Origin of the sequence: Stakelama pacifica (genome assembly GCF_004361835.1) — a bacterium.
Taxonomy (GTDB): Bacteria; Pseudomonadota; Alphaproteobacteria; order Sphingomonadales; family Sphingomonadaceae; genus Sphingomonas; species Sphingomonas pacifica.
Window position 1 is genome coordinate 1 of sequence record NZ_SNWD01000017.1, and the last position, 21626, is coordinate 21626.

A 21626-nucleotide genomic window follows, 5' to 3' on the forward strand; every position below is an offset into this window, starting at 1 on the left:
AAGCGTTCCGTGTGGCCCGCCGCGTCGGTGAAGTGGCTTCTACGCATACACCCCACACCCGTCAAACCCTTTTTGAAACTTTTCCGACATCTTTTCAAAAAAGATTGGTTTTCTGCGGGCTTCACGGCCGAAAAACACTGTGCGATCGTGATGCGCGAAGGGTGAAAACCCTCGAATCAACCGAATCGTTCCATGGAATCGACCATGAATCGGCTTTTCGGTCACCCGGATCGCTGCGATTCCGGTTAGGCGCACCTAAGGTCCGCAGCGACACGACGACTCGCCCCCCTGTAAATGGGCCGCCGGCGATGGCACATAGGCGCGATGCAACACGCCATTCCTATTTCCCTATATATAGGCGCGCTCGTTGGCGCGGCAGGAGCACGCATATGACGCCCCCGCGCATTCTGATTATTGCCGGGTCCGATTCCGGCGGCGGTGCCGGTATCCAGGCGGATATAAAGACGGTCACGATGCTTGGTGGCCATGCCATGACCGCAATCACTGCGGTCACGGCGCAGAACACGCTGGGCGTTAGCGATGTTCACGCCATCCCCACCGATATGGTGCTGGCGCAGATCGACACGGTGATCGACGATATCGGGGTCGACGCGATCAAGATCGGGATGATCGGATCGCTCCGCACCGCGCGCGCGCTGGCCGAGCGTCTCTCCGCGCTGCCCGAGCTGCCGATCATCTTCGATCCGGTGATGGTGGCATCGAGCGGCGCGCGCCTTGCCGATGAAGCAAGCATCGCCGCGTTCGAGCGGCTGATGCAGGTCGCGACGCTCACCACCCCCAATCTGCCGGAGCTTGCCGCGCTGTCGGGCGAAGCCACACGCACGCCCGCCGCTCAGGCAAAGGCAGCGCGCGCGCTTGCCGATGCGCGCGGCTGTGCGGTGCTCGTAAAGGGCGGCCATGGCGAAGGCGATACGGTGACCGACTGGCTGTTCGGCGTCGACCCCGAACATCCGCCCGAAATCGCGTGGGAGGATCCGCGGATCGACACCGACCATCATCACGGCACCGGCTGTACCCTCTCGAGCGCCATCGCCACCGAGATGGCCAAGGACTGGACGCTGCCGCAGGCAGTCGAGCGGGCGCGCCGCTTCGTCCGCCTGTCGCTTCGCGAGGCACCGGGCTTCGGGGCGGGGCACGGGCCGATGGGGCAACAGGCAGTGCGGCTCGACTGCAACCCCACCCGCTGGGCGCCGATGCTCAACCAGATCACCGTCCCGGTGCGCGACTTTGCGGCGAGCGAGCATTTCTATCGCATGCTCGGGCTGAAACAGATTGTGCGGTCGAGTCCGCGCTATGCCCGGTTCGAAAGCGAGGGCGGCGCGACCTTTTCGATCGAGGCGGCGGACGAGATCGGGGGGGCACCGGTCATCTATTTCGAATGCGGCGATCTCGACGTGACGGTCGAGACGCTGAAGCTGCTCGGCCTGAAGTTCGACAGCGATCCGCGCGATGAGAAATGGGGCTGGCGCGAGGCGCGGCTGACCGATCCCGCCGGAAACACCGTCTGCCTGTATCAGGCGGGCGAGATGCGCCGCTTTCCGCCCTGGCGGGTTCCGGGCGAATGAGCGGCGAACCCGACGCGATGCTGGCGACCTTTTTCCACTGGCGAATCGCCCCCGATCGACGCGCCGCTTTTATCGAAGCATGGGCGGCGATGACGCACGCGCTCAAACGCCATGGCTCGCACGGTTCGGCGCTGTTCGACCGTGGCGACGGCACGCTTTGCGCTTTTGCCCGCTGGCCGGATGCAGCGACGCGCGACCGGGCCTTCGCCGATGTCGACGCGGCGGATGCGCGGCGGGTGATGCGCGGGGCGATCGTCGAAGAGCTTGCACGCATGGACATGCGCGAGCTGTGCAATTTATGGACCGTCGCACCGGAAGCGCGAGACCATGCCTAGCCGCAGACACGAAAAACTGTTCCCTGCGCCCGTGTGCGGCGTGGATGAAGCCGGACGCGGGCCGCTTGCCGGACCGGTGGTTGCGGCCGCCGTCATCCTGCCCGAACGCAATTGTCCGCGCGGTCTCGACGATTCGAAAAAGCTGAGCGCCGTGAAACGCGCGACGCTCTACGAACGCATCCGCGAACGCGCGATTATCGGCATCGGCATTGTCGAGCCTGACGAGATCGACCGGCTCAACATCTATTGGGCGACGATGAAGGCAATGACGCTGGCCGTCGAAGCACTTGAATCGCCGCCGGGCCATGTGCTGGTCGACGGCAACCGACTGCCCCGCTGGAGCTGGCCGGCCACGGCGATCGTCGGGGGCGATGCGCAGGCGATGTGCATCGCGGCTGCCTCGATCATCGCCAAGCATACCCGCGACACGATCATGATCGCCCATGCCGAAGCGCATCCGCAATATAACTGGCATTCGAACAAGGGCTATGGATGCCCCCGTCATCTGCGCGCGCTGCGCGAATATGGCCCCACCCCGCTCCACCGCCGCAGCTTCGCCCCCGTGGCGCAGGCGGAATTGCCGTTGGTGATACCGACAGCGGAGCGCGGATAGCTTGGTTGATTCGGCGCATTCGAATCACTGTGCCGGTTCGAATCGCATTCGCGCCGAATTTTACCCTTTCCCCGACTGCAATCGCCATCGCGATGACGGCGATCGAAAAACCTGAGTCTTTTCCGTCACACCCCATCCCTTGTGCCTGTGGATAACTTGCGGACTCAACATCTTCCCGAATGCCCGAATGTTCCGGTGGCGGAGCGCATCGCTGCAACAGCGCCTTTCCCGATCAGCGCTTGACGGACTCGTCAGAATCCGCAGAAAACCGCGACTGTTATTGAAAGGGATTGATTCATGGGGGTTTTGGAGAAGGTCAGGACGGGGTCGCGGGCCGCAGTGGCGAAGGCACCGGCGGCGCTTCCGCTCGATACGATCCTGATGGGCGATTGCATCGCGGCGATGAAATCGCTTCCCGCAAAGTCGATCGACATGATCTTCGCTGATCCGCCTTATAATCTGCAACTGGGCGGCGATCTCGCGCGCCCCGACGGCAGCCAGGTCGATGCGGTCACCGATGACTGGGATAAGTTCGACAGCTTCGCTGCATACGACAAGTTTACGAAAGCATGGCTGAAAGAAGCGCGCCGCATCCTTAAGGATGACGGGTCGATCTGGGTGATCGGCAGCTATCACAATATCTTTCGCGTCGGCACGGCGGTGCAGGATCTGGGCTTCTGGATCCTGAACGATATTGTCTGGCGCAAGGCCAATCCGATGCCCAATTTCCGCGGCACGCGCTTCACCAATGCGCACGAAACGCTCATCTGGGCGTCGATGGGCGAGAAGGCGAAATACACCTTCAACTATCGCAGCATGAAGACGCTGAATGACGAGCTTCAGATGCGCTCGGATTGGGAATTTCCGATCTGCGGCGGGCCGGAGCGGCTGAAAAAAGGCGGGGCCAAGGTTCACCCGACGCAAAAGCCCGAGGCGCTTCTGTACCGTGTGATGCTTGCCGCATCGAAGCCCGGCGATGTCATTCTCGACCCGTTTTTCGGCACCGGCACCACCGGCGCGGTCGCCAAGCGGCTCGGGCGCCGCTGGATCGGGATCGAGCGCGAAATCAATTATATCGAAGCCGCGCAGGAGCGGATCGAGGCGGCACTCCCGCTCGACGAATCGCAGCTCAAAACCATGCAGGCGAATACCAAAAAGGCGCCGCGCGTCGCATTCGGCCAGCTGGTGGAGAATGGCTATCTCGCGCCCGGCACGGTGCTGACCGACGCAAAGCGGCGCTGGCGCGCGATTGTAGGTGCGGACGGATCGCTGACTTGCGATTGCGTCACCGGATCGATCCACAAGGTCGGTTCGACCGTGCAGAATGCACCTTCCTGCAATGGCTGGACCTTCTGGCATCATGAGGTCGAGGGAGCACTGCTGCCCATCGATTCGGTGCGCCAGACCTATCTGCTCGCCACCCAGCCCTGATCGGCGGTGGCGGCGCGCATGACCATCAATCCCGCCACCATTCCCCGCGATGCGCGCCTCTATCTGCGACCGGTCCAGTTCGCCGATACGCCGGTGGGGCGCGACGGCGAGGTGGTCCGGCTCGCCGGTGGACTGCTGTGGTTTGCCGCCTATGAGCTGATCGCGGTTTCGGTGGCGCGGCGCATAGTGCAGGCGACGATCCCCGTCGCTGCGCTGCCCGCGCTGATCGCCGCCCTTTCGGAATCCCAGGCCGAACGGCTCTCGGAACAGGCGGAGCGGATCGCTGCCCAGCGCCCGGCGATCCACGCGGGCGATCGGGTTCTCCGCTTCGACCAGCCGCTGGTGATGGGCATCCTCAACATGACGCCCGACAGTTTTTCGGACGGCGGCCGGCATCTGGACGATGTGGAGGGCGCGGCGAACGCCGGGTTCGATATGAGCGCTGCCGGAGCGGCGATCATCGATGTCGGCGGCGAATCGACGCGACCGGGTTCGGAGACGGTGTGGGAGGGAGACGAGATTCGCCGCACCGTACCGGTCGTCGAACGCCTTGCCGCATCGGGCGTGGCGGTATCGATCGACACGCGCAAAGCTGGCGTGATGGAAGCAGCGCTCGCGGCGGGCGCGCATATCGTCAATGACGTCGCGGCGCTTCTATGGGACGATCGGGCGGTCGGGGTGGTGGCGCGAGCGGGCTGCCCGGTCGTGCTGATGCACTCGCCCGATCCGAAAAAGGGGCCGCATGGCGGGACGGGTCATGCTGATCCGCTGATCGAGATTTACGACTGGCTGGAGGCGCGGATCGACGCAGTTACGGCGGCGGGGGTCGATCGTCGCAACATCCTGATCGATCCCGGCATCGGCTTCGGCAAAACAATGACCGACAATCTGGCGCTGCTGAACGGCCTTGCGCTGTTCCATGCGCTTGGCTGCCCGATCCTGCTCGGCGCCAGCCGCAAGAGGCTGATCGGCGCGCTCTCGAACGAAGCGCCCGCCGATCAGCGACTGGGCGGTAGCCTTGCGCTCGCGCTGAAGGGCGCTGAACTCGGCGCGCAATTGCTGCGCGTGCACGATGTTTTCGAAACTGCGCAGGCGCTTCGGGTATGGCGAGGGATGAAGGATGCGGCGCTGACCGGCCCGATGCGCGGTTGACCGCCGGTCTCAGCCGTCCAGTTTCAGCGATTTGAGCACGCGGTTATAGGACGAGCTGTTGCCGCCGTTGCGCCATAGCCGCTCGATCACCAGCGTCTTTTCTCCCACGGGCAGGAAGCTGTAGCGCACGCCCTCCCCCTCCGCCTGCTGCGTAACGGAAAAGCCGGTAACGCCCGCCAGCGTTCGCGGCCGGATCGCATCATCGGCAAAGGCGGCGCGCACCGCGGCAATCGAGCGGTCGTCAATTGCGAAGGCGAGTCCCGCCTCCTTCGGCGCGCTGCATCGTTCCGTCTTGCCCGAAAGGCCGTAGCGGCACCCCACCTCGCCAAGCTGAGCGGCCCGGCGGACCGGGATCAGCTTCACCGCGCGCAATTCGCGGTCATAAGCGGGCGGAGTCTGCATCATCACGTCGGTCGAGCTATAACGCTGCGGCGCATAGCGAAACCGCACCGGCCCGATTCGCCCGATCAGTTTCAGCGAACCGAGCGCGCGATCGGCAAGCTGGGCCAATTGTTCGCTCGCATTGCCGGGATAGCTAAACCATGCCGCGATCCTTTTGTCGTCGCCGACGCGGGCGAGCAACATATCGACCACCCAGCCGTCCCCGCTTCGTCCCCTCGCACGCCAGGTCATCGGCGTTTGGGAAAGCAAAGCAACATCGGTCTGATCGTCGCGCATCTGGGCAATCTGATCGGCAAAGCGCGCGCCCAGCACATTGTGCGATCCGGCGACGCGAAGCGCCGCGTCGCCGCTGCGAAAGATTCGCCCGTCATTATTTTGCGGTGCCGGATCGGCGCTGAACCCCGGCGGCACGGCAATGACATAGCCAAACCGGTCGTTGCGATATTCCCGCCATCGGCCCTCAGCCGCCGGATGCGTTGCCTGATCCTGCGCATTGGCGACTTCGCGCCTGGGCGCCGATTGGTGGCATGCCGCGATCGGTCCGGCGATCGCCGCCACGAAGAATATCGTCGTGCGTCGCATATCCCGTTAAATCATCACTCCACGTGGCGTTCCCGAAACTTCGCTCAGGCGGCGTGCTGATCGATGCCAAGCTCGCTGAGCTTGCGGTACAGCGTCGAACGCCCGATCCCTAACCGCCGGGCAACCTCGGTCATGCGCCCGCGATAATGGCCGATGGCAAGGCGGATCACATCCGCCTCGATTTCTTCAAGCGCGCGCAGATTGCCGTCGGGATGGAACAGCGTCACCCCCGCATGGCCGATATCGCGCGCCATCGGCCCCATCGCCCGGCCGCTCCCCTTTGCCAGTTCGGCAATCTTGGGGAAATCGGCGCGGGTCAGCGCATCGCCCTCGGCCAGCACCGATGCGCGAAACAGCGCATTGTGCAGCTGGCGCACATTGCCCGGCCATTCATAGCTGGCGAGCAGCGACAGCGCATCGTCGGTAATCCCCAGCGGGCGCAGCCCCGGCTGACGCGCGATCCGCGCGAGCAGATGGCGGGCAAGCGGCGCGATATCGCCGCTGCGTTCGCGTAACGGCGGCAGCGTCACCTGCACCACGTTGAGCCGATAATAGAGATCTTCGCGGAACCGCCCTGCCTCGATCTCGTCCAGCAATCTTTTGTTGGTCGCGGCTATCACGCGCACATCGACCGCGTGGAAATGACGCGCGCCGAGCGGATGCACTTCGCCCGATTGCAGCACGCGCAGCAATCGCACCTGCGCGTCGAGCGGCATTTCGCCGACCCGGTCAAGGAACAGCGTGCCGCCGTCTGCTTCGCGAAACCGTCCGATCTTGCGCTCGAACGCGCCGGTGAACGCGCCCTTTTCGTGCCCGAACAATTCCGATTCGACCAGATTGGCGGGGATTGCACCGCAATTCACCCGCACCATCGGTTTCGCATGGCGGGGCGATGCGGCATGAATCGCCTCGGCAATCACTTCTTTGCCGGTGCCGCTTTCCCCCTCGATCAGCACAGGGACACGCGCGCGCGCCGCCTTGGCCGCGATCGCCAGCGCCGAGCGGAATTGCGGTGCGGAGCCGACGACCTCGTCAAAGCCCAGCGGCTGCGACATGCGTTCGGTGAGGGGGCGAAGCTCGCCCTTCCCTTCCCCGCCGACTGCAGCATCGAGCGCGGCGAGCAGCCGTTCGGGCGAAAGCGGCTTTACCAGAAAGTCGGTCGCCCCGGCGCGCACCGCACTGACCGCCGCCTCGACCGAACTGTTCGCGGTCAGGATCAGGATCGGCATGTTCGGGCGATGGCCGCGCAATACGCCGATCAGTTCGGCAACATCGTAATCCGGCGCGCGCGAATCGATCACGATCGCGTCAAGACAGGCACCGTCATTGGTATCAAGGATTGCAAGCGCCGCTTCCGAATCATTGGCATGAACCGTGCGCCATTGCCGCCGGGCGGCAATCGCAGCAACCAGGCGGCGCTGCGCCGGTTCATCGTCAATCAGCATCAACAGTCGCTGGCCGTTTCGCGTCATGCCCAGATCCTTGGCTGTCCCATAAAAGGTCACCCATAGCTATAATCGGTAAAAGCGCATTTAAAAACTTAACTTCCCATGACGCTTGAGCATCGGGGCACCTAAAGCTAACACATACATATTACAGGTTGAGGAGGGTGACCGAAGATGGCCGACAGCAGCGATCTGAAAGCCCATATGGGCACCTACAGCGCCTTTACGAAGCTGTTCAAATGGGGACTTCTGGCCGTGGCGATTATTGTCGTCGCGGTCGTGTGGATGATCTCCTGACGTGAAGATCGCGGTCCTGAAAGAAGCCGCTGCGGGCGAACGCCGGGTTGCCGCTGTTCCCGAAACCGTCCGGAAATTCATCGCGCTGGGCGCCGAAATGGCAGTGGAAACCGGCGCGGGAGAGGCGGCATCCTATCGCGATACCGCTTTTGAGGAAGCAGGTGCGACGATCGCCGATCGCGCTGCCGTGCTTTCGGGCGCGGATATCGTGCTTGCCGTGCAGGGCCCGGAACCGGACAGCCTTACCGCGATGCCGAAGGGCGCATGGCTGGTCGCCGGGCTGAACCCGTTCGGCGAACGCGCCCGGGTGGACCGCTATGCCGAAATGGGAATCGAGGCGCTGGCAATGGAGTTCATGCCGCGCATTACCCGCGCCCAGTCGATGGACATTCTGTCCTCTCAGTCGAACCTCGCCGGCTATAAAGCGGTGCTCGACGCGGCGGCGGAATATGATCGCGCCTTTCCGATGATGATGACGGCGGCGGGCACCGTGTCGGCGGCGAAATGCTTCGTGATGGGCGTCGGCGTTGCCGGGCTTCAGGCGATCGCGACCGCGCGGCGTCTGGGTGCGCAGGTTTCGGCGACCGATGTGCGCGCCGCGACGAAGGAACAGATTCAGTCGCTCGGCGCTAAGCCGATCTTCGTCGAAAATGTCGCCGGGATCGAGGGAGAGGGCACCGGCGGCTATGCCACCGAAATGAGCGAGGAGTATAAAAAGGCGCAGGCCGAACTCGTCTCCGCGCATATCGCCAAACAGGACATCGTCATCACGACCGCGCTGATTCCAGGCCGGCCCGCCCCGCGCCTGATTTCGGATGCGCAGGTGGCCACGATGAAGCCGGGCAGCGTGATCGTCGATCTCGCCGTCGAACAGGGCGGCAATATCGAGGGCGCGGTCGCCGGGCAGGTGGTCGAGCGGCACGGCGTGCGCATTGTCGGCCATACCAATGTGGCCAGCCGGATCGCCACCGATTCCTCGGCGCTGTTCGCGCGCAACCTCTACAATTTCCTCTCCGCCTTTTGGGACAAGGAAACGGGAAAGCCGGTGCTGGACGAGGAGATCGGCACTGCCGTGCGGGTGACGCAGAACGGCAGGGTCGTCAGCGAGCGGCTGCTCGCATGAGCCGATATTCGCCCGGCCGGAGAAGCGAAGGTCGGGCGATCGGGCGCGCGACGATGCCGCGGCCGCAGCAGCAATCGACCGAATGGGGACAAGCATAATGGATTTCATCTCTATCCTGTCGGTGTTCGTGCTGGCCTGTTTCGTCGGCTATTATGTCGTCTGGTCAGTGACGCCCGCGCTGCACACGCCGCTAATGGCAGTCACCAATGCGATCTCATCTGTCATTATCGTCGGCGCGCTGATCGCCAGTGCAGCGGCAGGCGAAGCGACCGCGAAATGGCTGGGACTGCTGGCGGTGGTGCTGGCCAGCGTGAATATCTTCGGCGGCTTTGCCGTCACCGAACGCATGCTCGCCATGTACAAGAAGAAGGAGCGGCCTGCGGCTGCGAAGAAATAATGGAGTTTGCCGTCATTGCGAGGAGCGCAGCGACGAAGCAATCCATATTGCGGGCAGTGCCGCTGGATTGCTTCGCTACGCTCGCAATGACGATAGCGGGGGAAGGATAGCAGATGCACGAGGCAGCACCGATTAATCCATGGGTGGCGCTGGCCTATCTGGTTGCCGGGATATGTTTCATCCTGGCGCTGCGCGGCCTTTCCAGCCCGACAACCAGCCGCCGGGGCAACCGGCTGGGCATGATCGGTATGGGCATCGCCATCGTCACGACGCTGGTGACGCATGTGCCGATGGAGACAGTGGGGCTGGTGCTGGAGGGGCCGTCGGGGATGGTCGCCGCAATCGGACCGGTTTTTGCGCGGATCGACATTGTGGCGATCTTCGAAATCCTTGCCGCCATCGCGCTCGGCGCGGTGATCGGCCTGACCATCGCACGCCGCATTGCGATGACCGCGATGCCGCAGCTCGTCGCAGCGTTCCACTCGCTGGTCGGGCTCGCCGCGGTGCTGGTCGGCTGCGCTGCCTATCTCAATCCGGGCGCGTTCGGCATTGCTGTCGACGGCATCATCTTCCCCGTCAGCCGGATCGAAATGGGGCTTGGCGTCGCGATCGGCGCGATCACATTCAGCGGTTCGGTCATCGCCTTTGCCAAGCTGAACGGCAATATGTCGGGTAAGCCGATCCTGCTGCCCGGTCGCCACATCCTCAATCTCGGCACGCTCGCAGCGATCCTTGGGCTTGTCGCATATTTCACACAGGATCAGGCGCCGTGGATATTCTGGACGATCACCGTCCTGTCGTTCGTCATCGGCTTTCTGCTCATCATCCCGATCGGCGGGGCGGACATGCCGGTCGTGGTGTCGATGCTGAACAGCTATTCGGGCTGGGCCGCTGCCGCGATGGGATTCACGCTGGGCAACAGCGCGATGATCATCACCGGCGCGCTGGTCGGATCGTCGGGCGCGATCCTCTCGTACATCATGTGCAGCGCGATGAACCGCTCGTTCCTCAGCGTGATCGCGGGCGGCTTCGGCGCGGATGATTCCGGCGGCGCCTCGGGCGGCGGGGAAAAGATCGACCGTCCGTGGAAACGCGGCAGCGCCGAAGACGCAGCGTTCCTGATGAGTCAGGCCGAACAGGTCATCATCGTTCCCGGATACGGCATGGCGGTCGCGCAGGCGCAGCACGTGCTGCGCGAAATGGCCGACAAGCTGAAGGCCGAGGGGGTGACGGTCAAATATGCCATTCACCCGGTCGCGGGCCGTATGCCGGGGCATATGAACGTGCTGCTCGCCGAAGCGAACGTGCCGTATGATGAAGTCTTCGAGCTGGAGGATATCAACAGCGAGTTTTCGCAGACCGATGTCGCCTTCGTCATCGGTGCGAATGACGTCACCAATCCGGCGGCAAAGACCGACAAGACCTCACCCATTTACGGCATGCCGATCCTCGATGTCGCATCGGCCAAGACGGTCCTGTTCTGCAAACGCTCGATGGGCGGCGTCGGCTATGCCGGCGTCGATAACGAGGTTTTCTATCAGGACAATACGATGATGCTCCTCGCCGATGCCAAGAAGATGGTCGAGGATATCGTCAAGTCGCTCGACTGACGCTGCGCCACGTCTTCCCTCTCACCGCCCGCCCCGCTGTTATGACTGGCGCCCCCTGCCCTGCCATGGCAACAGGATGTCCGGGGAAGACAGGGGGAAGTATTGATGAATATGGGAAGCGTCATCGGCGCAGGCGTGCGGGTCGCGCGTGAGCAGCCGCGAGCCGTGGCGATCTGGACCGCGATCTACATCGCGCTTCTGCTGCCGTTCGGCCTGCTGATCCTGCCTTCGCTCCAGGCCACCATGGCGGGCAATGTCGCCGGCCTCGATCCCATGGCCGCGATCGGCCATATGGGCGGCCTGTTGCTATATTATATCGTTCTGATGGCGATGCTGCTGGTCCTCAACAATGCGGCCTATCGCGCCGTTCTGCGACCCCGGGATTCGCGCTACGCCTATTTGCGTGTGGGCATGGACGAACTGCGTATCCTCGGCCTCGGCATAGCCGTTTTCCTCGTATTTTTTCTGATCCTCCTGCTGCTCTCCATCGCCTTCGGGCTTGGCGGCGGGATCGGACTGTTCGGGTCGGGCACCGCTCCGTCGGGCAGAGGCGCGGCATGGGCGATCGTGATCGGGGTCGGCCTCTATATTCTCGCGGTGTTCGTCTCGGTGCGCCTTGCCCTCGCCTTCCCGCTGACCGTGCTGCGCAGGCGAATCGTGATCGGCGAAGCATGGCGGCGTTCGCGCGGCAATTTCTGGGCGCTGTTCGGCGCGTTCCTCGTCATCTTCCTGATCTATTCGCTTGTGTCGACCTTACTGACGCTCATCACCGGCGGCGGTACGATGGCCACCCTGTTCAGCATAGAATCGATGGACAGGAGCAGGGACATGGCCGCGATCAGCCCGGCGCTGCTCGTCCCCCAACTGATCGCGAGCGGTATTTCGGGCATGCTCTGGGTACTGCTGTCGGGATGCGGCCTCGCCATGGCCGCGCGCCAGCTTAGCGGCGAGGATGACGAGGAACTGAGCCGGATCTGGGCATGATCTAAGTTATTGATCCGAAACGGATGTGAAAGGACTGCCCCGGAATGGACGAATCGGGCATCAATCAGGGCATCGAGGACATGGAGTATCCGATGCCCGGCGCACATTTTCAGGGGGAGGAAACGCGCAGGGTTGCCGCGTCGGTCGTCGTATTGTGCGACACGCCCCGCGCCGAACAGACTGCGCGCGAATCGGCGACCCTTGCCGGAACCCGGATCAATGCAATGATTCCCTTCGCCGATGCGGAGGAAAGGCTGGCAATGCAGGCCGCGCTCGACATCCTGCTCATCGATGCGGAGGGTGTCGATTCAGCGACGCTCGATACCGCGCTCGACGCCACGGTACGATGCGCGGAAGAGACCGGCGCGCAGATTGTCGCCGCCTTCACCCCGGATCAGATCGACATTATTGCTGCGCGTCTGCTCGGCGGTCATGTGCATCTGTTATGCGAACCGACTCTGCCGGAACTGGTGTCCGCGCTTGCCGTGGCGGGGCGCCGGATGGTGGTCGCCTTTCACGATGCAACGCGCGATTCCGAAAGCGACCGGCTGGCACGGCTGAACGAAGAAGTCGCGCGAATCGCGGAAACACTTTCGCGCCTGACGCGCATGACGCCCGATGGCGGGGGCAATGTCGGCGATCGTACCGCCTCGTATCACGCTCCGCCGGTGCAGAAGCCGTTGCACGAACCCGAGGTCGATGCCGCCCGGGTGCGCGACCTGATTCGGGCACGGCGACTGCGCGAACGGTTCTTCACCGATGAATTATTCGCTGATCCCGCCTGGGACATGCTGCTCGACCTGTTCGCCGCCGAGCTTGAGGGCAATCAGGTTTCGGTGTCGAGCCTGTGCATCGCCGCCGCTGTGCCGCCGACCACTGCATTGCGCTGGATCAGCAATCTGACCGATGCAGGCCTGTTGCAGCGCGAAGCCGATCCGCTCGACCGGCGGCGCGTGTTCCTTGCGCTGACGCCCAAGGCGACCCGCGCGATGCGCGATTATTTCGCGGCGCTCGGCTCGCTGGGGTCGTCGCGCGGCTGAAACGCGGGTCTGCGCCACGCAGGATTCCCTTCGCGCCGGCGCCGGCGACACACCCTGTGCTTGACGCGAACCCGCCTGTCCGTAAGTCTCGCCCTTCCGATTTTCGAGAGGCGCACTTGGCCGGTCCACGCAGCGAAGGCAGATTATATGAACGGATCGCCGAGAGCCTGAGGCAATCGTTACGCCAAGGCCGGTTTTCCGTGGGCGACCGGCTGCCGTCCGAACGCGATCTTGCGCAGCAATTCGGCGTGTCGCGCCCCACGGTGCGCGAGGCGATCATCTCGCTCGAGGTCGACGGCCTCGTGGAGGTGCGGACGAATTCGGGGGTCTATGTCGCTGCGCTCGATGTTGCGAGCGGGGATCGCGCACCGCTGGATGTCGGCCCGTTCGAACTGCTCGAAGCACGCCGTGTTTTCGAAGCGGAGGTCTGCGCCGTGGCCGCGCTGCATATCGATGACGAACGTATCGCGCGTCTTCGCGAACTCGCAGTCGCGATGGAGAGCGACGATATCATCGACGCCGAAACGGCCGATCAGGAATTCCATCTGGAGATTGCGCGCGCCACGCAGAACAGCGCGATGGAAATGACGATCGCTACCCTTTGGGACGCGCGCGACAAATCCCCGCAATATAATCTGCTGACGAACAAGGTGCGTGCGGCCGGCGTGGCGCCCAGAGTTCCCGAACATCGCGCGATCATCGATGCGCTGGAAAGGCGCGATCCTGCCGCCGCCCGCGATGCGATGCGCAGCCATCTCGAGCGCGTCTTCGAGGAGCTGCTCGAGGCCACCGAAACCGAAGCGATCGAACGCGCCCGCGCCGAGGTAGCGGAAAAGCGCAAGCGCTTTTCCCATCTGACCTGAGTTTCCCCTGCGCCCTCCACGGTATGCGGACGATGACGGGCCGCCATATGCAACCATCCGTTTCGCCGGCCTTCGATCCGGTCGCGACGGTGCGGGACATTCCGTGCATGGCCGGCAGGTTGCGAAACTTTTGCGACAAAGAAGCGCTAGAGGCGAGTTCGTAGCGGTATTTCGCCGCGGTTCGAAAAGGTCGAATGCCCCAATGCACCGATTCCAGAAACTCGTCGCGCTCCTGCTTGTGGGCACAGCACCGATCGCCGTTCATGCACAGACCAAGACGCAGCCGCAAAAGGGTGCGCAGGACAATCCCGGTGCGGGCGGGGCAAGCGGTGCCGATATCAGCACCGCCGACGATATCGTGGTCACCGCGGAACGCCAGCGCGGCGCAGTGATCGGCGATATCCAGCCCGAACAGACACTCAGTCCCGGCGATATCCGTGCCTATGGCGCAAGCTCGGTGTCCGAATTGCTCGACGCCTTGTCGCCCCAGACATCCAGCGGACGCGGACGCAGCGCGGGCCGACCGGTTCTGCTGCTCAACGGACAGCGCGTGTCCGATTTTCGCGAAATGCGCGATATTCCGACCGAAGCGATCGAGCGGGTCGATATCCTGCCCGAAGAGGTCGCGCTGAAATACGGCTATCGCGCCGATCAGCGGGTGGTGAATATCGTGCTGCGCGAGCGGTTCCGCGCATGGACCGTCGATCTCGACGACGACATCCCGACGCAGGGCGGGACCAATGCGTTCGAGGCCGAATCCAACCTGCTGCGCATTCGCAATGGCGGGCGGCTGAACATCAATCTGGAATATGAAAATAAGTCGCGCCTGCTCGAATCCGAACGGGGAATCATCGCCGCGACACCGGCGCTTCCCTATGACATTTTCGGCAATGTGACCGCGCCCGGCAATTCGGGCGGTGCGATCGATCCTGCGCTTCCCATTGCGGTGGCAGGCGCGCCGGTAACGAGCGGCGTTCCGACGATCAGCGATTTCCCCCGGAGCGCGAATGTAACCGACACGACCCCCTATCGCACCCTGCAGGGGGCGAGCCAGAGTTTCGAGGCGAACACCATCTATTCCAGGCGGATCGGCGATGTCTCGGCGACCGCCAATCTGAATCTCGCGCTGGCCAATACCCAATCCTATAACGGCCTGCCGCAGGTGGCGCTGGCCCTGCCCGCCACCAATCCATTCTCTCCCTTTTCGGACACCGTTGCGCTCTATCGCTATGCGGGTACCGACCCGCTGACTCAGGATGTGCATAGCGTTACCGGCCATGGCGGCTTCACGCTGAACGGGGCGCTGTCGGACTGGCAATGGTCTGTCACCGGCAATTTCGATCGGGCGGAGACGAATACCTATACGCAGACGGGGGTCGATACCGGCGCGATTCAGGCGGCGCTGCTTGCCGGCGATCCGGCGCTCAACCCGTTCGGCCCGGATTTCCTCAACGGCGATCTGTACCGCCCGACCGATCGTGCAAAGTCGGTTTCCACCAGCGAATCGGTCGACACGCTTTTCACCGGCGTGCCGCTCGACCTGCCTGCGGGCGAGGTGAATACGAGCATCAAGCTCGGCTTCCAGAACAGCGATTTTGATAGCCGTTCGACGCGATCGGGGCTTGTTCAGACCAGCGATATCGGGCGGACCCAGGCCGACGGTCAGGTGAATATCGATCTGCCCATCGCCGATGCGGATCGCGGCGTGCTGCCCTGGCTCGGCCACTTCTCCCTGAACGCCAATGCGCAGGTGCAGCAGCTTTCCGATTTCGGCACGCTGACTTCGACCGGCTATGGGCTGAACTGGGAGCCGGTGGACAAGGTGCGGCTGCTGGTGTCGTTCACGGATGAAGACGGCGCACCCAGCGCGACGCAGCTGGGCGGCGCAGTGATCGTGACGCCCAATGCGCGCATCTTCGATTATGTTACCGGGCGAACGGTCGACATCACCAGCATATCGGGCGGCAACCCGGCGCTGCGGTCGGACAATCGCCATGTGATGAACGTCACGCTGAACGTTCAGCCGCTCAGCGATCCCGATCTTCGGCTGAGCGCGGAATATGTGAAGGAACGGATCGACGATCCGATCGCATCCTTCCCCGCCGCCACCGCAGCGATCGAACAGGCCTTTCCCGGCCGGTTCGTGCGTGATTCGGCAGGGAACCTGATTCAGGTCGATACCCGGCCGATCAATTTCCAGCGGTCGGACCGTCAGCAATTGCGCTGGGGCTTCGATTTCAACAAGAGACTGGGCAGTGCCGGGCCCGAACGCGGCCCGCCCCCCGGCGCACCGGAGCGACCGCGCAGGGAAAATGACGCGCCGCCCGGCGGCGAAAAACCGGATAGTCCCGACCAGCAGAAGAAGGACGGCGACGGAAAAGCCCAGCCGCAATCGGGCGAGCAGCGTCAGGCGAACCAGTCGAACCGGCGCAGCGGCGGGCGCGGCCCGTTCGGACGCGGTCGCGGCGGCGGTCGCCTGATGTTCAGCGCCTATCACACCATCTATCTGCAGAACCGTGTCCTGATCGGCGACGGGTTGCCCGTACTCGATCTGCTCAACGGTTCAGCGACGGGCAATAGCGGCGGCCAGCCCCGGCATGAGGTAGAGCTGCGCGCAGGGGTGTTCAAAAACGGCTATGGTGCCCGGCTGAGCGGCGACTGGAAGAGCGCGACGCGCGTCGATGGCGGCACCAGCGGCGATCAGAGCCTGCGCTTTTCGAGCCTTGCGACGTTCGACCTGCGTCTCTTCGCCGATCTGGGCCAGCGCGATACATGGGTCGCGAACCATCCCTGGCTGCGCGGCGTTCGCGTTTCGGTGGCCGTCGACAATATCTTCAACACGCGGCAGAAAGTCACCGGGCCGGACGGCACCGTGCCGATCAGCTATCAGCCGGGCTATGTCGATCCGCTGGGCCGCACGGTAAGCCTGAGCGTGCGCAAGCTGTTCTTCTGATCCGAAAACGGCGCGCCCGGCGAATCGCAGGCGCGCCGAACGGATTACGCCGCCATGGTAACGAACAGGGTCAGGCCCGGCGGGCGTTCGCCCGGCGTCTGCGCATCCCATTCGATCCGCACCGCATCGGCGCGCGCGCGGTGCAGGATCGCGGCCGGAACGCCCGGCGTGTGGACGATATAATCAGCATTGGCGAGCAGGCGCGCCTGACGCACAGTGAGCTCGTCCGGATCCTCCGAACGCAGCGACAGATTCGCCGCTTCGCTCACCGGTTCGTTGGTTTCGCTTTCCAGCCAGCGCTCGACCGCGTCGTCGCTGTGATCGACCATCGGGTCGAGCTTGCCCCCGGACGCCAGCGCGCCGGACAGCGCCCGGCGCCGTTCGCCGCCGTCGGGCCAGCGTTCGCGAAGCGCGGTGCGCGCACCTTTAAGCTTCGTCGCCAGCGTGCCGAGTCCTGCCGGAAGCAGCGCTTCGAGCTGCTGACGAAGGGCGGCGGCCAGTCCCGCCGAGGCACCGCCGGTCGAAATCGCGACCACCACCGGATCGCGCTCGACGATCGAGGGCAGGATGAAATCGCACAAAGCCGGGCGATCGACTGCGTTCACCAGAATGTCGCGCTCGTGCAGGCGTTCGACAATCGCGCGCGCTTCTTCGTCGCTGTCGGCGACGACGATGGCGAGCCGGGCAATCTCCGTCTCCCCCACCACCTGCGCGCCCGCGCGTTCGAGGATACGGCGCTTGGCATCGGCTTCATCGCCCTCACCCACCAGAATGACCGGACGACCGGCCACCTGAAGCATCACGGGAAGTCCTGAAAGGCTCATGGCAACCACTCCGGTACGCGTTCGGCGGCCATGACGGTGGCTGCCTGGATTCGGTCGGCGACAATGGCATAGCGATCGCCCGACACCAAAACCTCGGGCACCAGCGAGCGGCTGTTATAGGTCGACGCCATGGTCGCGCCATAAGCGCCGGCGGTCCGGAACACGCCCAGATCGCCGGGCGCTACCGTGTCGAAATCGCGGTCCATCGCGAAGGTATCGCCGGTCTCGCAAACCGGCCCGGCGATATTGCCGTTCATCTGCTCGCCGGTCGGGCGAACTGCCTGAAATTCATGATAGGCGTCATAGAGCGACGGGCGGGCAAGGTCGTTCATCGCCGCATCGACGATGACATAAGCCCGCGCGATCCCCGGCTTTACCCAGATAACGCGGGTCACCAGCACACCGGCATTGCCCGCGATCACCCGGCCGGGTTCGAACATGATCTCGACGTCCCAGTCCTTCGTCACCCGCGCCGCCATCTCGCCGAGCGCTGCGGGGCTGGGCATCTCGTCCCCCGGCCGATAGGGCACGCCGAGACCGCCGCCCAGATCGATCCGGCTGATCGCATGGCCGTCGGCGCGAAGCTCGGCGACCAGCTGACCGACGCGCGTATAAGCGCGCTCCAATGGGGCAAGATCGGCAAGCTGGCTGCCGATATGGATCGCGATACCGCGCATATCGAGGCCGGGGAGCGCCGCCAGCCGGGCGAACATCGCGCGCGCTTCCGAAATCGGCACGCCGAACTTATTTTCGGCAAGGCCTGTCGAAATCTTGGCATGGGTGCCCGCATCGACGTCCGGGTTGACGCGCAGCACGGCGGGTGCGCTCAGCCCTTTTTCCTGCGCGATGGCGGCAAGCGCGATCCCTTCGGGTTCATGCTCCAGATTGAACTGGCCGATTCCCGCATCGAGCGCGGCGGCAAGCTCGGTCTGCGTCTTGCCCACGCCCGAAAAGAGGATGTCCTTCGCCTTCATCCCCGCCGCGAGCGCACGGACCATCTCGCCGCCCGACACGACATCGGCACCATAGCCCTGATTGGCGAGGACGCGCAGCACGCCGAGATTGGGGTTCGCCTTGATCGCAAAGGCGCAATGGACGCGCGGCAGCACCCCCACGCCTTCGCGAAACACGCGGGCATGGCGTTCCAGCGTCGCCTGCGAATAGACATAGACGGGCGTTCCGACTTCAGCGGCAATCCGTTCCAGAGCGACGTCCTCACAGAACATCTGCCCGTCGCGATAGTGAAAATGGTCCATAAATTCAGTTCTTCGGCGGAAGGTCAAAGGGATCCGATTCGCGCTCGCGCGAATCGGTCAGAATATCGTCACTGCGTTCGGGCCGGGCGGCGGTACGCGGCTGCATCAGCTGATCGGCGGTCGGCGTTTCGCTCGCGCCATAGGGTTTGGGCGGCAGCGCCGCGCCTTGCGGCGGCACCAGCGCGTTTTTCGACCCGCACCCCGCCAGAGTCAGCGCAGCGAGCAGAAGGGGTGCGATCCGCCGCATCATGCCCCCTCCTCGCCCCGTGCGGCGCGTGCCCTCGCAATCGCTTCGCGCACCCGGACCGGCGATGTGCCGCCAAGGCTCTGGCGGCTGGCGACCGAGGCATCGACGCTGAGCACGCCGAACACGCTTTCATCGAACCGTTCATCGATCTCGCGCAGATCGGCGAGCGGCAATTCGTGCAGCCGGACCGACCGATCCTCGGCCAGCTTCACTGCCCGCCCCGTCACATGATGCGCCTCCCGGAAGGGCAGCCCCGCTTCGCGCACCAGCCAGTCGGCAAGGTCGGTCGCGGTCGCAAACCCGCTTTCGGCAAGCCCGCGCATCCGGTCGGTGCGGAAGGTCGCGCTTTCCACCATGCCGGTCATCGCCGCAATGGCGAGGCCGATCAGGTCATGCGCCTCGAACACCGGCGGTTTGTCGTCCTGCATATCCTTCGAATAAGCGAGCGGCAGCCCCTTCATCGTGACCATCAGGCTGGTCATGCACCCGATCACCCGGCCGGCATGGCCGCGCACCAGTTCAGCGGCGTCGGGATTGCGCTTTTGCGGCATGATCGAACTGCCCGTCGACCATTGGTCGGACAGCGAGACGAAGCCGAAGGGCTGCGACGCCCAGATCACGAATTCCTCGGCCAGCCGCGACAGGTGCAGCGCGCATTGCGCGGCGGCGGTGAGATATTCGAGCGCGAAATCCCGATCCGACACGCTGTCGAGCGAGTTGGTCGTCGGCGAATCGAACCCAAGCGCCGCTGCCGTCGCTTCGCGATCAATCGGGAAGCCTGTCCCGGCCAGCGCCGCCGCGCCCAGCGGGCAGCGATTCATCCGCGCCCGCGCATCGGCGAAGCGACCGCGATCGCGCGCGACCATGTCGTGATAGGCCATCAGATGGTGGCCCAGCGTCACCGGCTGCGCCGATTGCAGATGAGTGAAGCCCGGCATCACCGAATCGGCATGTTCCTCAGCCCGCGCGATCAGCGCGTCGATCAGCGCGGCAAGGCCGGCATCGATCTCATCGATCGCTTCGCGTACCCAGAGCCGGAAATCGGTCGCCACCTGATCGTTACGCGACCGGGCGGTATGCAACCGCCCCGCCGCCGGCCCGATCTTGTCGGCCAGCGCGCGTTCGGTAACCATATGAATATCTTCAAGGTCGAGCAGCTCGGGCACACCATCGCGGGCATAATCCGCCGCCACCGCATCCAGCCCGTCGGAAATCGTCTGCGCATCCTCTGCGCTGACAATGCCCTGTTTGGCGAGCATCGCGACATGCGCCTTCGATCCCGCAATATCCTGTCGCCATAGCGCCTTGTCGAACGGGATCGACGCATTTATCACGCGCATCACCGCCGACGGGCCACCTTCGAACCGTCCGCCCCACATTTGATTGGAGTCTGCCTTGCGCTCCGGAATCGCGCTTCTCCTTGGATTGGCCCTCTTTGCCGGGGGCTGCGATAAGCAATCGGCCGCGCCGGAGCAAGCAACCGCGAACAATGCGGGCAATAGCATGGCTTTGTCCGCGGGAGGCGAATCGCTTTCGGGCAAGGTCGATCGCAGCCATAAGGGCGAGGCAGCGCCGGATATCGCGTTCACCGCACCCGATGGAAAGCCGGCGCATGTTGCTGATTTTCGGGGCAAGCCGGTGCTGCTGAACCTGTGGGCGACCTGGTGCGCGCCGTGTATCGCCGAAATGCCGACGCTCGATTCGCTCGCCGGCGATCTGGCGGGCAAGGTCACGGTGCTGACCGTCAGTCAGGATCTGGGCGGCAAGGAACAGGTCGATCCGTTCTTTGCAAAGCGCAAATTCGCGAATCTCAAACCCTGGCTCGACCCGCAACTGGCGCTGTCTACCGGCTATGGCGTCAACCTCCCCACGACGATCCTCTATGATTCGGACGGCAGGGAAGTGTGGCGGGTGACCGGCGGCATGGACTGGGCGAGCGACAAGGCCCGCGCGCTGATCGCCGAAGCGACGCACTGACCCGGCGGGGTCGCAAGCGGCGGGTCGCCGCTTCGCCCGGACACCCGCTAAACTATTTTAAAGGTTGATGAACGCTTTGTGATAGAAAAGGCTGAGGTGACCCGGAGCGGAGCATAGATCGTGGCGCTTATCCTGCTTGCCGATGATGACGACATTCTTCTGGAGCTTGCGCAGCTTCGGCTCGAAGCCGATGGCCATCATGTCGTCACTGCCGAAGACGGGGTAGAGGCGCTTGATCGGCTGAAGGATTTCCGGCCCGATCTGGTGATTCTCGATTCGGTGATGCCCCGGCTCGGCGGGCAGGAAGTGCTTGCCGCGATGCGCGAGGATAGCGCCATGCGCGACATCATGGTCATGATGCTGACCGCGCTCAGCGGCGAAGCGGAGGTGCGCCATGCCCTCGACGCCGGGGCGCAGGATTATATGACCAAACCGTTCCGCCCGGACGCGCTCTCCATGCGCGTTGCCGAACTGTTGCAGCGAAACGGCGATCCCGGCTGATCGCCGGT

Annotated in this window: 21 protein-coding genes; 15 read left to right on the plus strand and 6 right to left on the minus strand. The window is 64.1% G+C overall.

Translation table 11 applies throughout. From position 1 onward, the window contains the following. Nucleotides 1–389: 389 nt before the first annotated feature. The 5 genes from thiD (at nt 390) to folP (ending at nt 5117) form a co-directional block, all read left to right on the plus strand. Nucleotides 390–1586: a bifunctional hydroxymethylpyrimidine kinase/phosphomethylpyrimidine kinase gene (gene thiD / locus EV664_RS17075; RefSeq protein WP_133496935.1), complete on the plus strand. Its 1197-nt coding sequence runs from the start codon at nt 390–392 to the stop codon at nt 1584–1586. Continuing rightward, entirely contained in the window at nt 1583–1921 is a 339-nt protein-coding gene (locus EV664_RS17080) for a hypothetical protein (protein WP_133496936.1), read from the plus strand. The genes thiD and EV664_RS17080 overlap by 4 nt, the downstream gene beginning before the upstream one ends. Continuing rightward, nucleotides 1914–2534, plus strand: a complete 621-nt coding sequence (locus tag EV664_RS17085; protein WP_133496937.1) for a ribonuclease HII — start codon at nt 1914–1916, stop codon at nt 2532–2534. The genes EV664_RS17080 and EV664_RS17085 overlap by 8 nt, the downstream gene beginning before the upstream one ends. 297 nt (nt 2535–2831) lie before the next feature. Beyond that, nucleotides 2832–3965 carry a site-specific DNA-methyltransferase gene (locus EV664_RS17090; protein WP_133496938.1) on the plus strand — a complete coding sequence of 378 codons (1134 nt, stop codon included), beginning with the start codon at nt 2832–2834 and terminating at the stop codon, nt 3963–3965. Nucleotides 3966–3983: 18 nt separating this feature from the next. Next, nucleotides 3984–5117, plus strand: a complete 1134-nt coding sequence (gene folP, locus EV664_RS17095) for a dihydropteroate synthase (protein WP_133496939.1) — start codon at nt 3984–3986, stop codon at nt 5115–5117. 9 nt (nt 5118–5126) lie between these two features. Here folP and EV664_RS17100 read toward each other — a convergent pair whose 3' ends face one another. Next, nucleotides 5127–6101 (minus strand): hypothetical protein, encoded by a 975-nt coding sequence (locus EV664_RS17100; RefSeq protein ID WP_133496940.1) that lies wholly within the window; start codon nt 6099–6101, stop codon nt 5127–5129. Between the two features lie 44 nt (nt 6102–6145). Then, entirely contained in the window at nt 6146–7573 is a 1428-nt protein-coding gene (locus EV664_RS17105; protein WP_133496941.1) for a sigma-54-dependent transcriptional regulator, read from the minus strand. A 147-nt stretch (nt 7574–7720) separates the two neighbouring features. Between EV664_RS17105 and EV664_RS17110 the strand changes: the two genes are divergently transcribed. From EV664_RS17110 to EV664_RS17150, 8 genes are all read left to right on the plus strand, one after another. Next, the gene (locus tag EV664_RS17110; protein ID WP_133496942.1) at nt 7721–7843 is read left to right on the plus strand and encodes an aa3-type cytochrome c oxidase subunit IV; all 123 of its coding nucleotides are present in this window, start codon (nt 7721–7723) and stop codon (nt 7841–7843) included. A 1-nt stretch (nt 7844) separates the two neighbouring features. After that, nucleotides 7845–8966, plus strand: coding sequence for a Re/Si-specific NAD(P)(+) transhydrogenase subunit alpha (locus EV664_RS17115; RefSeq protein WP_133496943.1), 1122 nt, complete (start codon nt 7845–7847; stop codon nt 8964–8966). 97 nt (nt 8967–9063) lie between these two features. Beyond that, nucleotides 9064–9363: an NAD(P) transhydrogenase subunit alpha part 2 gene (locus EV664_RS17120; protein ID WP_133496944.1), complete on the plus strand. Its 300-nt coding sequence runs from the start codon at nt 9064–9066 to the stop codon at nt 9361–9363. A 113-nt stretch (nt 9364–9476) separates the two neighbouring features. Continuing rightward, nucleotides 9477–10973: an NAD(P)(+) transhydrogenase (Re/Si-specific) subunit beta gene (locus EV664_RS17130; RefSeq protein WP_133496945.1), complete on the plus strand. Its 1497-nt coding sequence runs from the start codon at nt 9477–9479 to the stop codon at nt 10971–10973. Nucleotides 10974–11078: 105 nt separating this feature from the next. Further along, nucleotides 11079–11957: a hypothetical protein gene (locus EV664_RS17135; protein ID WP_133496946.1), complete on the plus strand. Its 879-nt coding sequence runs from the start codon at nt 11079–11081 to the stop codon at nt 11955–11957. 44 nt (nt 11958–12001) lie between these two features. Next, on the plus strand, nt 12002–12997 hold the full coding sequence (locus tag EV664_RS17140; RefSeq protein WP_133496947.1) for a MarR family winged helix-turn-helix transcriptional regulator: 996 nt from the start codon (nt 12002–12004) through the stop codon (nt 12995–12997). A 56-nt stretch (nt 12998–13053) separates the two neighbouring features. After that, nucleotides 13054–13860: a FadR/GntR family transcriptional regulator gene (locus EV664_RS17145; RefSeq protein WP_268237689.1), complete on the plus strand. Its 807-nt coding sequence runs from the start codon at nt 13054–13056 to the stop codon at nt 13858–13860. A 202-nt stretch (nt 13861–14062) separates the two neighbouring features. After that, on the plus strand, nt 14063–16813 hold the full coding sequence (locus EV664_RS17150; RefSeq protein WP_133496949.1) for a TonB-dependent receptor: 2751 nt from the start codon (nt 14063–14065) through the stop codon (nt 16811–16813). Between the two features lie 44 nt (nt 16814–16857). Here EV664_RS17150 and EV664_RS17155 read toward each other — a convergent pair whose 3' ends face one another. From EV664_RS17155 to argH, 4 genes are read right to left on the minus strand one after another with little or no spacing between them, the layout of a single operon-like run. Next, complete coding sequence (locus EV664_RS17155; protein WP_133496950.1) at nt 16858–17637, minus strand: precorrin-2 dehydrogenase/sirohydrochlorin ferrochelatase family protein; 780 nt, start codon at nt 17635–17637, stop codon at nt 16858–16860. After that, nucleotides 17634–18893: a diaminopimelate decarboxylase gene (gene lysA, locus EV664_RS17160; RefSeq protein WP_133496951.1), complete on the minus strand. Its 1260-nt coding sequence runs from the start codon at nt 18891–18893 to the stop codon at nt 17634–17636. Before lysA ends, EV664_RS17155 begins: the two co-directional genes overlap by 4 nt. A 4-nt stretch (nt 18894–18897) precedes the next feature. Continuing rightward, nucleotides 18898–19143 carry a hypothetical protein gene (locus tag EV664_RS17165; RefSeq protein ID WP_162848895.1) on the minus strand — a complete coding sequence of 82 codons (246 nt, stop codon included), beginning with the start codon at nt 19141–19143 and terminating at the stop codon, nt 18898–18900. Next, nucleotides 19140–20519 (minus strand): argininosuccinate lyase, encoded by a 1380-nt coding sequence (argH, locus tag EV664_RS17170; protein ID WP_133496952.1) that lies wholly within the window; start codon nt 20517–20519, stop codon nt 19140–19142. Before argH ends, EV664_RS17165 begins: the two co-directional genes overlap by 4 nt. 124 nt (nt 20520–20643) lie before the next feature. Here argH and EV664_RS17175 point away from each other — a divergent pair, with 124 nt between their 5' ends. Next, nucleotides 20644–21117 carry a TlpA family protein disulfide reductase gene (locus EV664_RS17175; protein WP_308423538.1) on the plus strand — a complete coding sequence of 158 codons (474 nt, stop codon included), beginning with the start codon at nt 20644–20646 and terminating at the stop codon, nt 21115–21117. Nucleotides 21118–21237: 120 nt separating this feature from the next. Next, complete coding sequence (locus tag EV664_RS17180; protein WP_229668339.1) at nt 21238–21618, plus strand: response regulator transcription factor; 381 nt, start codon at nt 21238–21240, stop codon at nt 21616–21618. Nucleotides 21619–21626 lie beyond the last annotated feature (8 nt).